The following is an 11,502-nucleotide window of genomic DNA, read 5'->3' as shown; positions in this document are numbered from 1 at the left end:
AAGCCCTTCTCAGACTCTGCCATACCGCGGTTCCCCCTGACGTGATGGTTGGCGGCTCACGGTGCGCTTCCATGGTGGCTGCAATGGCCCGCCAGTGGAAGACGGACGCAGGTCATACAGCGCACGGGCGATCCGCGCCGCGCCCGGATCGCACTGATGTCCCTCCACCCGGCACGCCGCCTCACCGCCACCCGAGCCGACCCTACGTACTGTAGGTTTCCCAACTGACCACGACCACACGTCTGTTCCGAGTCAGTCAACGGGGGAACCATGCAGGGCACCGGCGCGCAGAACGCGCAGCGGCCGCAGCCGGGCGGACCGGCGACGGCCGCCGGCCTCGGGCCCACCCTCGCCCTGCTGGTCGTGAGCCTCACCGTCGCCGCGACCGGCGTGTACGAGCTGTGCGGCTTCGGCCTGCACAGCCTCGACCGGCGCCCACACCTGTTCAGCGACGGGCTGGCCACGGGCGGCGTGATCGTGGCGACGGTGGCGGCCGGGGCGGCCCTCGGCAACCTGGCATGGCACCTCGCGGCACAGCGGCGCGACGCGGACACACCCTGACCGGGGATCAGCCCGCCCGACCGGAGATCGGCCCGCCCGACCGGGGAACAGCCCCCAGCCGCCCCGCCTGCCACCCGGCCGAAAAGCCGCTAGGGGGTGTCTCGACGCCGGGATGATCCAAACGACAGGCCCTAGATCACCCCGCCCACCGTGAAGCCGATCGCCGACCCGCCGCCCTCCCGCCGCAGCGCGAACGGCGCCCCGCCGTGCGCCATCGCCACCTCCCGCACGATGGACAGCCCGAGGCCCGAACCCGGCCGGGAGCGGGCGTCGGCCGCGCGGTAGAAGCGGTCGAAGATACGGATCAGATCGCCGTCCGCGATACCCGGGCCCCGGTCCCGGACCTCCACCCGCACCGTGCCGGGCCCGGCGGGCGGCACCGGACCGCTCACCTCGACCTCGATGGGGGCCGCGCCCTCCCGGTCGAACTTCGCCGCGTTCTCCACCAGGTTGGAGATCGCGCGCTGGAGCAGCCCCGGCCGGCCGTCCGTCGTCGTGTCGCCGCTCACCCGCAACACGATCTCCCGCCCGGTGCGCCGCCGCGCGAGCCCCACCACGTCCTCGGCGATCTCGGCGAGGTCCACCGCCTGCGGCGGCTCGCTCGCCGACTGCCCGGCGGCCAGGTCCACCAGTTCGTTGACCAGGTCGGTCAGCTCCCGCGCCTCCTGGGTCAGATCGGCGACCAGCTCGTCGCGGGTCGCGGGCGGCAGCTCGTCCATCCGGCGCAGCAGCGAGATGTTCGTACGCAGCGAGGTCAGCGGCGTCCGCAGCTCGTGCCCCGCGTCCTGCACCAGACGGCGCTGGTCCTCCTCCGACTGCGCGAGACGGCCCAGCATCCGGTCGAAGGCACGGCCCAGGCGCCCCACCTCGTCCAGTCCCGCCACCGGCACCTCGGTGCCCAGCCGCCCGGTGCGCGCGACGTCCTCCGCGGTCGAGGTCAGCACCACCAGCCGCCGCGTGATGCGCCGGGCCAGCCACCAGCCGAACAGCCCGGAGGCGACCACGACCGCCGCCATCAGCGCCACCGTCCGCCGCTGGAGCACCCGCAGCAGGTCCTCGGTGTCACTGAACTCCTGCGCCACCTGCACCGCACCCCGCCCGTCGCCGAGCGCGACGGTCGCGATGCGGAACAGGTCCTCACCGACCCGTACGTCCTTGTACTGGACCGTCGTCCCGGCCCGCGCGGCCGACGCCACAGCCCGGTCCCGGCCGGTGACGGGCAGCGCGGGACTGCCGTGGTCCACGATCTCGCCCTGCGCGCCGAGCACCTGTACGTCCGTCCGGCTGGGCCGCACCACGTCGTGCCCCGGCCGCGAGGAGGAGAAGTCGTCCGGCACCATCCGGTGCTGCCGCACCTCGTCCCGTACGTCCTGCACGACCTGCGTGAACACCGACTGCTGATCGACCCGGACCAGCCGGGCGGCCGAGCCGTACGACAGGATGCCGACCAGGATCGTCACCGCGGCGGCGACCGCCGCGAAGGAGACCGCGAAGGTGGTGCGCAGCGACACGAGCCCCGCACGGCGCCCGGCCGACAGCCGCCCGAGGCGGCCCACTCAGTCCTCCCGCAGCACGTAACCCACACCCCGCACGGTGTGGATCAGCTGCGGCGCCCCCTGCTCGTCCAGCTTGCGGCGCAGATAGCCGACGTAGACGGCGAGGTTCTTGGAGCCAGGACCGAAGTCGTAGCCCCAGATCCGGTCGTAGATGGTGGAGTGGTCGAGCACGGTCCCGGCGTTGCGGACCAGCAGCTCCAGCAGCTCGAACTCGGTCCGGGTCAGCTCCAGCTCGCGCACCCCGCGCCAGGCCCGGCGCGCCCGTATGTCCATCCGCAGCCCGGCGGCGTGCAGCACCTGCCGGTCGGTGACCTGCGGGGTCCGCGGCGCCGGCAGCTCGACGGCGGCGGTCTCGGGAGTCACCGGGGTGGTCCGGCGCAGCAGCGCGCGGAGCCGGGCGAAGACCTCCTCCACGTCGAAGGGCTTCAGCACGTAGTCGTCGGCCCCCGCGTCCAGACCGGCGATCCGGTCGGCGGTCTCCACCAGCGCGGTGAGCATCAGGATCGGCGTGCGATCCCCCTCGGCGCGCAGCACCCGGCACACCTGGAGCCCGTCGATCCCCGGCATCATCACATCCAGGACGAGCACGTCCGGCGGGGTGCGGTGGGCCTGCGCCAGCGCCTCCACCCCGTCCGCGACCGCCGTCACCGCGTACCCCTCCAGGGTCAGGGCCCGCTCCAGGGCATGGCGGATGGCACGGTCGTCTTCGGCGAGCAGCACAGTCTGGGGCACCCGTCCAGTCTGCCAAGGCCTCCCGCGGTACGACCGGGCGAGGCCGGTCGGCGCTGCCCTTTTTACCCGTCTCTCACCGAGCGGGGGCCGCGGCTCAGAAGGAGTACGCGTCGCCCGTGCCGAGGATCAGCACCCGCGAGCGGTCGTTGGTGCGGTCCCGGTCGACCGTGCCGCCGCTCCACGCCGTGTCGAGCTCCAGCGTCACCTCCGAGGGGCTGCCCTTGAGCAGCACCCCCAGCCGGATCTGCTCGCCGAGCCCGTCCGCGGACAGCGGCCCCGTGCCGCACACCACCACCCGCTCGCCGGTGCGCGCGCACCCCGGCGGCAGTTGCTGACGGTCCGCGAGCGGCACCGACCAGCGCAGCTGCACGCTGGCCCCGGAGACCGCGGCCGGCCCGTGATTGCGCGGGGTGAGCCGTACGTCGACCCAGTCCCCGGACATCACCGCCGAACCGTGGTACGCCAGGTCGGCCTCGGGGGCCGCCCCGGATTCGTCCGCCCGCGCGGCACCGGCGGCCGCGACCACCGTCAGCACGGCACTCCACACCACAAGCTGCCTGGTCATCCGCATGGCACCACTCCGTCGTGCACTCAGTCTGGGAAGATCCGCGCGCCGTAGGACGCGTACCCATGTATCCCACGCGTGGCCGCGGACAGGCGCCCTCCATCAGGTGACAGCCAGGGTGACAGCGCGCGTGGGAGGCTGCGGGCATGTTGATCCTCCGCTCCGCCGCCCTCTTCGGCGTCGCCGCGGTCCTGGAGATCGGCGGCGCGTGGCTGGTCTGGCAGGGCGTGCGCGAGCAGCGCGGCTGGCTGTGGGCGGCCGGGGGCGTGCTGGCGCTCGGGGCGTACGGCTTCGTCGCCACCTTCCAGCCCGACGCCCACTTCGGCCGGGTCCTGGCGGCGTACGGCGGGATCTTCGTCGCCGGTTCGATCCTGTGGGGCGTGGTGGCCGACGGCTACCGGCCCGACCGCTGGGACATCGCGGGCGCGCTGATCTGCCTGGCCGGAATGGCCGTGATCATGTGGGCCCCGCGCAACGGCGCCTGACGCTCGCCTACGCTGAGCGAAGACTTTCGTACGCCCGCCCGAGGAGTAGCCCATGGCCACCGCCGCCCCGTCCGCCGCCTCCCGTATCGCCGTCGTCACGGGTGCGAGCAGCGGCATCGGCGCCGCCACGGCCCGCCGGCTGGCCGAGGCCGGCTACCGGGTCGTCCTCACCGCCCGCCGCAAGGACCGCATCGAGGCGCTGGCCGACGAGATCACCGCGGCGGGCCACGACGCGGTGGCGTACCAGCTGGACGTCACCGACCGCGCGGCCGTCGACGAGTTCGCCTCCGCCTTCCAGACCGTCGGCGTGCTGGTCAACAACGCGGGCGGCGCGCTCGGCGCGGACCCGGTCGCCACCGGCGACCCGGCCCAGTGGCGCAGGATGTACGAGACGAACGTCATCGGCACCCTGAACCTCACCCAGGCCCTGCTCCCCAAGCTCGACGCGAGCGGCGACGGCACGATCGTCGTCGTCTCCTCGACCGCCGGCCACGCCACCTACGAGGGCGGCGCGGGCTACGTCGCCGCCAAGCACGGCGCCCACGTCCTCGCCGAGACCCTGCGCCTGGAGATCGTCGGCCGCCCGGTCCGCGTCATCGAGATCGCACCCGGCATGGTGAGGACCGACGAGTTCTCCCTGACCCGCTTCGGCGGCGACGAGGAGAAGGCGGCCAAGGTCTACGAGGGCGTCGCCGAACCCCTCACCGCCGACGACGTCGCCGACACCATCACCTGGGCCGTCACCCGCCCCGCCCACGTCAACGTGGACCTCCTCGTCCTCCGCCCCCGAGCCCAGGCCTCGAACACGAAGGTGCACCGGGAGCTGTGACGCCCAGGCGGCGGTACGGCACTCGAAATAACTCACAGGAGTGAACATCGCCGATCACCTGAACGGCGTCTGAACTGGCGACCTAGGCTCGCGCCACAACATCAAACCGACGGCCCTCGGCCGGGATGCCGGTCCCAGCCGAGGGCCTGACCACTACGGAAGTGGAGGCTTCCCTGTGGCTGTTTGCGAGCCTAGCGCCCACCTGTTCATGGACCTCACGGTCCCGGAGTACGCGTACATGTTCGGCTTCTTGCAGGCGGACGGACATCTGTATCAGGGGACCGGGCAGAAGGGCCGGTTGTCCGTCGAGATCAGCGCCCGGGACATCGAGATCCTGCGTGAATTCCAGAAGCTGACGCCCTACAACAGCAGCATCACCCAGCGCACCCGGTCCACGAACTTCGCCGAGACCCACACCTCGGCCGTCTGGACCCTGTGCTCCCTCGAAGCCAGGACCAAGCTCAACGAACTCGGCCTGCCGTACGGACGCAAGTCCAGGACGATCGCCCCACCGCGGGGGCGTTTCTCCCAGCGCGACTACCTGCGCGGAGTCATCGATGCAGACGGCTCCGTCGGATACACCAAGCAGGGCTTGCCTTTCATCTCCCTCACCACGGCCAGCAGCGCGATCTGCACCTACTTGTGCTTTTACGCAAGGCAGATCACGGGAGCCCATCGGGCCGTCAAGCGCAACGATCGCGACGACATCTACAACGTCAGCTACTGGAAGGAACAGGCGCAGGAACTGGCTGTCCACCTCTACTACCCGGGCTGTCTCTCCCTGGAACGGAAACAGGCCGCGGCAACCTCGCTCAGCGAATGGGTTCGCCCCGCAGGAATGAGGGCCGTGCCCAACCGCCGCCGTTGGAAGGAGTGGGAGGACCGCCTGCTCCTGGAGCACAATAACGCCGCCACGGCCGCCAGCTCCCTCGACCGCTCCTTCCAAAGCTGCAGCCTCCGCCTCTGGCGCTTGCGCACCGGCCAGGCGCCCATGCCGGCTGAACGCTAGCCGGCAGAGAGAAGCCCCCGGTTGCGGCCGGGGGCTTCTCCGTCAGCCCTTCACACGGATGACTTGCTTCAGCTTCGCCACCACCTGGACGAGGTCCCGCTGCTGTTCGATGACCTGCTCGATCAGCTTGTAGGCGCCCGGGATCTCGTCGACGACGCCGGAGTCCTTACGGCACTCCACGCCCCGCGTCTGCTCCTCCGTACGACATATCTTCCTCATTCCCCCGGAGTTACGACAAAAGCCTCAACAAGAGCGCAACGCGAAAACGGCACCAAAGTCGACGAAAAAGGGCAACGGACCGGCGTTCACAGCAGTGCGTGCGATACACATTGTCCCCAGCAGGCGCCCCGCCGCGGCAAGCGAATTACCAGCGGGGACACTGAGGGACCGGCCGGGACCGGCCGGCACCGGGCGCACAGAGACCGTCGCGCAGACGCCCCGTCTGACCGACCCGTCGAGAGGATTCTGACCGTGCAGCGGAAGGCATACGTATCCGGCACCGCCGCACTCCTCGCGGCGCTGCTCGCGGGCTGCAGCGGCAGTACGGGCGGTGACACGACGACGGACAACTCCAATCCCGGCAACCCGGGCACCGCCACCGCGGCCGCCGAGCCCGGCAAGTACCGCACGCTGCCCGAAGCCTGCCGCTCGGTCGGCCACTCCACCCTCGACCGGCTCCTGCCCGGGGCCCGGCAGATCACCGACCCGGAGCAGCGGGACAAGGCGTACGAGGGCGAGGCGACGCTGACGTACGACACCGACCGGAAGGTGGGCTGCCGCTGGAAGGTCGAGTCCGCCGAGGCCACCGACCATCTCTTCGTCGACTTCGAGCGGGTCGTGTCGTACGACAACAGCGTCAGCGACGACGACCAGGCCGAGCAGCTCTTCGCGGCCAAGGAGAAGGCGGCCGACCTCCCCGAGCCGAGTGCCTCCGCCTCGGCCACCTCCTCCGCCTCGGCTTCCCCGTCCGATTCGGCGTCCGCGTCCGCCTCGGCCTCCCCGTCCGATTCGGCGTCCGGCTCGGCGTCCGGTTCCGCGTCGGACCCGGCCTCCGGTGACGCCTCGTCCGGCAGCGCGCAGGCCGACCTCCAGCCCCGCGTGCTCACCGACCTCGGGGACGAGGGCTTCATCGACGACCAGCTGGGCGGCTCCGCCTCGACGGCCGAACAGCGCACCGTGACTGTGGTGTTCCGCACGTCCAACGTCCTCGTGACCATCGAGTACGCGGAGCAGCCGGCGGCCGCCGGCACCGCCCCGGACAGCAAGGAAATGCAGGACAGGGCCCGGAATCTGGCGGCACGGCTGGCCGATTCGCTCTCCGACTGACGCCGTTCCCGGGCGTCCGTGCAGCCGGGATGAAAGCGCCTGAACCAAAACCGCACAGCTCCTTCACCGCGTACCGTGGCCCCTCGGACCCGATCCGAATGCAGGAAGCCCGAGCGTCATGAGTGAAGGAACCATGCAGCGAGCAGCACAGCGAGACGACCGCCGAGACCAGCGAGCCATGCGGGAGCAGGGGACCGGACGTCTGCGCCGTGTCCTTGTCTGTGCCGCCGCCGTGCCGGTGGTGCTGGTCGCGGCCGGGTGCTCCTCGGACTCCGGCTCCGGCAAGAGCGCGGGTGCCGAGACGGCACACAAGAGCGCGGGCGCCGGTGCCGGCGAGAAGTCGCCGAGCGCCTCGCCGACCGTGGCACCGGCCAAGTACCGCAAGCTGCCGAAGGCGTGCGACGTGCTGTCGAAGAACACGCTGGACGATCTGGTGCCCAAGAGCCCGAAGTCGGGCAAGGCTGGCTCCACGGACGACGCCGCTTCCCGGGCGAACTGCTCCTGGAGCAGCCTGGACAACAACGGTGTGAAGGGCTCGCAGTTCCGCTGGCTCAACGTCTCCCTGCTGCGCTTCGACTCCGACGTCAACCGCGGCGCGGGCGAGAAGCAGGCCGAGGCGTACTACGCGCGGCAGGTCAAGGACGCCGAGCACGTCAAGGGCGCCAAGGGCGTCAAGGCGGTGCCGTTCTCCGGGACGGGCGACAGCGCGACGGCGGTGTCGTACGACCTGAAGAAGAAGGAAGGCGGCTTCAAGCAGCAGACGGTCGTGGTGCGCGCCGAGAACGTCGTCGTCACCCTCGACTACAACGGCGCCGGCCTGGCCGGGGAGAAGACGCCGAGCGGCGAGGACCTGCTGAAGGACGCGCGGAGCGCGGCCAAGGAGGTCGTGGCCTCGGTGAAGTCCGCGAACGACACCGCCTCGGGCGGCGCGAGCGCCTCCCCGTCCACGTCGGCGTCGAAGCCGGCGTCCCCGAAGGCCTCCTCGAAGGCCTCCTCGGAGGCTTCCTCCAAGTCGTCGTCCAAGACGGGCTGAAGCTCACACTCGACACACAGCTAGCGCACAACTGGCACACAACTCGCAGCTCAACCAGGCCGTTTGAGGAAGCCCGGTCCCCTCGGGGGCCGGGCTTCACCCCTGCCGGTCACACGTCCGCCGCACTGATGTGCCACTCTGTTCCGCGCAACAACAGGCAACGGAGGGGATGTCGGGTGGCCGTGCCACAGCTGACTCGGATGCATCGCGTTCTCATCGGCGTGGTCGTGACAGGCGCCGTGATCATCGCGGGCATCGGCTTCGCCGGTTCGTACGCGGCCGTCCGCGAGCTGGCCGTCCAGAAGGGCTTCGGGAACTTCTCCTACGTCCTGCCGGTCGGCATCGACGCGGGCATCTGTGTCCTGCTGGCCCTGGACCTGCTTCTGACCTGGATCCGCATCCCCTTCCCGCTGCTGCGCCAGACGGCCTGGCTGCTGACGGCGGCCACGATCGCCTTCAACGGCGCGGCCGCCTGGCCGGACCCGCTGGGCGTGGGCATGCACGCGGTGATCCCGATCCTGTTCGTGGTCTCGGTCGAGGCCGCCCGGCACGCCGTCGGCCGTATCGCGGACATCACGGCCGACAAGCACATGGAGGGCGTCCGCATCACCCGCTGGCTGCTCTCCCCGATCCCGACGTTCCTGCTGTGGCGGCGGATGAAGCTGTGGGAGCTGCGCTCCTACGAGCAGGTGATCAAGCTGGAGCAGGAGCGGCTGGTCTACCAGGCCCGGCTGAACTCCCGTTACGGCCGGTTCTGGCGCCGCAAGGCTCCGGTGGAGTCGCTGATGCCGCTGCGGCTGGCGCGCTACGGGGTCCCGCTGGCGCAGACCGCTCCGGCGGGTCTTGCCGCGGCGGGCATCGAGCCCGTGCTGCTGCCGCCCGCGCCGCAGCCGGCGGTCGAGGCGGCCCCCGCCCCGCAGCAGGCGGGGCCGGCGGCCGGGCAGCGCCCGGAACTGGAGAGCGCCCCCGAGACCGGGCAGCCGGACGAACGGCCGACGGGGCAAGAGGCCCACGCCCAGCCGCAGTCCCAGGTCCAGCGCCAGCCTCAGAACCAGAACCCGAACCATCCCCAGAACCATCCCCAGAACCAGGGCGGCCCGCAGGGCCCGGACAACAGCCCCTGGTTCCAGACGCCGCCCCAGCCCGTCGAGTACCAGGGTGGCTACGACCCCTCCTACGACCCCCAGTACTTCCCGGAGGAGCCCTACGGGGAGTGGTACGAGGACCAGCCCCCGCCCTCCCCGGAGGAGACCGGCAGCTTCCCCATCCCTGTCACCGGCAACCGCACCCGTGAGCTGGGCGAGGGCGGCGGCGTCCCGGAGCCGGACGAGGAGGACCTGTACCAGGTCTTCCGGCAGTCGATAGACGGCAGTTACCCCACCGCTATGGTCTTCGCCGACAACGTCCAGGCGACCTACGGCGTCACGCTCGACAGCGGCGTCGCCAAGACCCTCGCGGAGCGCTTCCAGCAACGTCACTCCGCGGAGCTGGAGGAGTACCACTCCGCCTGACCTGTGAACGTGAGGAGGGGGCGCCCGGTGCCGAAAAGCACCGGGCGCCCCCTCCTCGTCTGCCGGGGCCTACTCGCCGAGCAGGCTCCGCACCCGCTCCTGGCCCACCGCGAGCAGCAGCGTGGGCAGCCGCGGGCCGGTGTCGCGGCCCACGAGCAGGTGGTAGAGCAGGGCGAAGAACGTCCGCTGGGCGGTCTTGATCTCCGGCGGCAGCTCCTTGGGCGTGGCGTCGGCGGAGAACCCGGCCTGGACCTTGGGCACGCCGTAGACGAGGTGGGTCAGCCCGTCCAGCGACCAGTGCTCCTCCAGCCCGTCGAGCAGCAGGCGCAGCGACTGCCGGGAGGCCTCGTCGAGGGACTTCAGCAGCTCGGCGTCGGGCTCCTCGCGCACGATGGTGCGCTGGTCGGCGGGGACGTGGGTGTTGATCCACGCCTCGGCCTTGTCGTACCGCGGGCGGGCCTCGTCCAGGGAGCCCAGCGGCTGCTCCGGGTCCAGCTCGGAGAGGATGCGCAGGGCCTGGTCCTCGTGCCCGGCGGTGATGTCGGCGACGGAGGCGAGGGTGCGGTACGGCAGCGGGCGCGCGGTCTTCGGCAGCTCACCGGCGGCGGTGCCGACGGCGCGCGTGTAGGCGGCGACGTCACCGGGCAGCGCCGAGCCGTCGGCGACCTTGCCGGCGAGCTTGTCCCACTCGTCGTACAGCCGCTGGATCTCCTGGTCGAAGGCGATCTTGAAGGACTGGTTGGGCCGGCGGCGGGCGTACAGCCAGCGCAGGATCTGCGGCTCCATGATCTTCAGCGCGTCGCCCGGGGTGGGCACGCCGCCGCGCGACGACGACATCTTGGCCATGCCGCTGATGCCGACGAAGGCGTACATCGGGCCGATGGGCTGCTCGCCGCCGAAGATCCCGACGATCTGGCCGCCGACCTGGAACGACGAGCCCGGCGAGGAGTGGTCGACGCCACTGGGCTCGAAGATGACGCCCTCGTACGCCCAGCGCATCGGCCAGTCGACCTTCCAGACCAGCTTGCCGCGGTTGAACTCGCTCAGCCGGACGGTCTCGGCGAAGCCGCACGCGGTGCAGGTGTACGCCAGCTCGGTGGTGTCGTCGTCGTACGACGTCACCGTGGTGAGGTCCTTCTCGCAGGTGCCGCAGTACGGCTTGTACGGGAAGTAACCGGCGACGCCGGAGCTGCCGTCGTCCTCGGCGGCCGCGCCCGAGCCCTCCTCGGCCTCCAGCTCGGCCTCGTCGACCGCCTTCTGCTGCTGCTTCTTGGCGGGCTTCTGCTTGGTCCGGTACTGGGCGAGGACCGCGTCGATGTCACCGCGGTGCTTCATGGCGTGCAGGACCTGCTCGCGGTAGACACCGGAGGTGTACTGCGCGGTCTGGCTGATCCCGTCGAACTCGACGCCCAGCTCGGCGAGCGAGGCGACCATGGCGGCCTTGAAGTGCTCGGCCCAGTTCGGGTACGCCGAGCCCTTCGGCGCCGGAACGGAGGTCAGCGGCTTGCCGATGTGCTCGGCCCAGGACTCGTCGACCCCGGCGATGCCGGCCGGGACCTTGCGGTACCGGTCGTAGTCGTCCCAGGAGATCAGGTGGCGCACCTGGTACCCGCGGCGCCGGATCTCGTCGGCGACGAGGTGCGGGGTCATGACCTCGCGGAGGTTGCCCAGGTGGATGGGGCCGGAGGGGGAGAGTCCGGAGGCGACGACGACCGGTTTGCCCGGGGCCCGACGCTCCGACTCGGCGATGACCTCATCCGCGAAACGGGAGACCCAGTCGGTGGTTTCGGTGCTCTGAGCCACGATCGGCACGTCCTCTATTTCTGAGAGTTCTGAGAGTGACCGCTCCATTCTCCCAGGCGCGGCCCTATTCACGAAAACCCCTTTACCACCCG

General features: G+C 71.1%; 11 protein-coding genes and 1 pseudogene. 7 read left to right on the top strand and 5 right to left on the bottom strand.

All coding sequences use genetic code 11. The features are described from left to right. The first annotated feature begins 270 nt into the window (after positions 1–270). Positions 271–561 (top strand): hypothetical protein, encoded by a 291-nt coding sequence (locus QFZ74_RS17990; protein WP_307621838.1) that lies wholly within the window; start codon positions 271–273, stop codon positions 559–561. 131 nt (positions 562–692) lie between these two features. Here QFZ74_RS17990 and QFZ74_RS17985 read toward each other — a convergent pair whose 3' ends face one another. The 3 genes from QFZ74_RS17985 to QFZ74_RS17975 form a co-directional block, all read right to left on the bottom strand. Beyond that, positions 693–2,117, bottom strand: a complete 1,425-nt coding sequence (locus QFZ74_RS17985) for a HAMP domain-containing sensor histidine kinase (RefSeq protein WP_307621837.1) — start codon at positions 2,115–2,117, stop codon at positions 693–695. Next, positions 2,118–2,837 (bottom strand): response regulator transcription factor, encoded by a 720-nt coding sequence (locus QFZ74_RS17980; RefSeq protein ID WP_307624189.1) that lies wholly within the window; start codon positions 2,835–2,837, stop codon positions 2,118–2,120. 106 nt (positions 2,838–2,943) lie between these two features. Beyond that, a complete protein-coding gene (locus QFZ74_RS17975; RefSeq protein WP_373462405.1) occupies positions 2,944–3,414 on the bottom strand; it encodes a hypothetical protein in 471 nt (156 codons plus the stop codon). Between the two features lie 146 nt (positions 3,415–3,560). On the opposite strand from QFZ74_RS17975, the gene QFZ74_RS17970 reads away from it, so the two are divergent. The 3 genes from QFZ74_RS17970 (at position 3,561) to QFZ74_RS17960 (ending at position 5,737) form a co-directional block, all read left to right on the top strand. Then, positions 3,561–3,899 (top strand): YnfA family protein, encoded by a 339-nt coding sequence (locus QFZ74_RS17970; RefSeq protein WP_307621835.1) that lies wholly within the window; start codon positions 3,561–3,563, stop codon positions 3,897–3,899. A 52-nt stretch (positions 3,900–3,951) separates the two neighbouring features. Then, positions 3,952–4,728 carry an SDR family NAD(P)-dependent oxidoreductase gene (locus tag QFZ74_RS17965; RefSeq protein ID WP_307621834.1) on the top strand — a complete coding sequence of 259 codons (777 nt, stop codon included), beginning with the start codon at positions 3,952–3,954 and terminating at the stop codon, positions 4,726–4,728. Positions 4,729–4,936: 208 nt separating this feature from the next. Further along, positions 4,937–5,737 carry a hypothetical protein gene (locus tag QFZ74_RS17960; RefSeq protein WP_307621833.1) on the top strand — a complete coding sequence of 267 codons (801 nt, stop codon included), beginning with the start codon at positions 4,937–4,939 and terminating at the stop codon, positions 5,735–5,737. Positions 5,738–5,779: 42 nt separating this feature from the next. Here the strand turns inward: QFZ74_RS17960 and QFZ74_RS17955 are convergent. Next, a pseudogene (locus QFZ74_RS17955) lies at positions 5,780–5,935 on the bottom strand (RtcB family protein); the annotation flags it as partial. Positions 5,936–6,208: 273 nt separating this feature from the next. Between QFZ74_RS17955 and QFZ74_RS17950 the strand changes: the two are divergent. The 3 genes from QFZ74_RS17950 (at position 6,209) to QFZ74_RS17940 (ending at position 9,607) form a co-directional block, all read left to right on the top strand. Next, entirely contained in the window at positions 6,209–7,063 is an 855-nt protein-coding gene (locus QFZ74_RS17950) for a DUF3558 domain-containing protein (RefSeq protein ID WP_307621832.1), read from the top strand. 118 nt (positions 7,064–7,181) lie between these two features. Further along, positions 7,182–8,096 carry a DUF3558 domain-containing protein gene (locus QFZ74_RS17945; RefSeq protein ID WP_307621831.1) on the top strand — a complete coding sequence of 305 codons (915 nt, stop codon included), beginning with the start codon at positions 7,182–7,184 and terminating at the stop codon, positions 8,094–8,096. Between the two features lie 200 nt (positions 8,097–8,296). Next, positions 8,297–9,607: a DUF2637 domain-containing protein gene (locus QFZ74_RS17940; RefSeq protein WP_307621830.1), complete on the top strand. Its 1,311-nt coding sequence runs from the start codon at positions 8,297–8,299 to the stop codon at positions 9,605–9,607. A 69-nt stretch (positions 9,608–9,676) separates the two neighbouring features. On the opposite strand, the gene lysS is transcribed toward QFZ74_RS17940, so the two are convergent. Then, the gene (gene lysS / locus QFZ74_RS17935; RefSeq protein WP_307621829.1) at positions 9,677–11,419 is read right to left on the bottom strand and encodes a lysine--tRNA ligase; all 1,743 of its coding nucleotides are present in this window, start codon (positions 11,417–11,419) and stop codon (positions 9,677–9,679) included. Between the last annotated feature and the right edge of the window lie 83 nt (positions 11,420–11,502).

The sequence above is a fragment of the Streptomyces sp. V3I7 genome (assembly GCF_030817495.1).
GTDB lineage: Bacteria > Actinomycetota > Actinomycetes > Streptomycetales > Streptomycetaceae > Streptomyces.
Note: the sequence above shows the minus strand (reverse complement) of the source record. Positions and strands in the feature narration are given on the sequence as shown.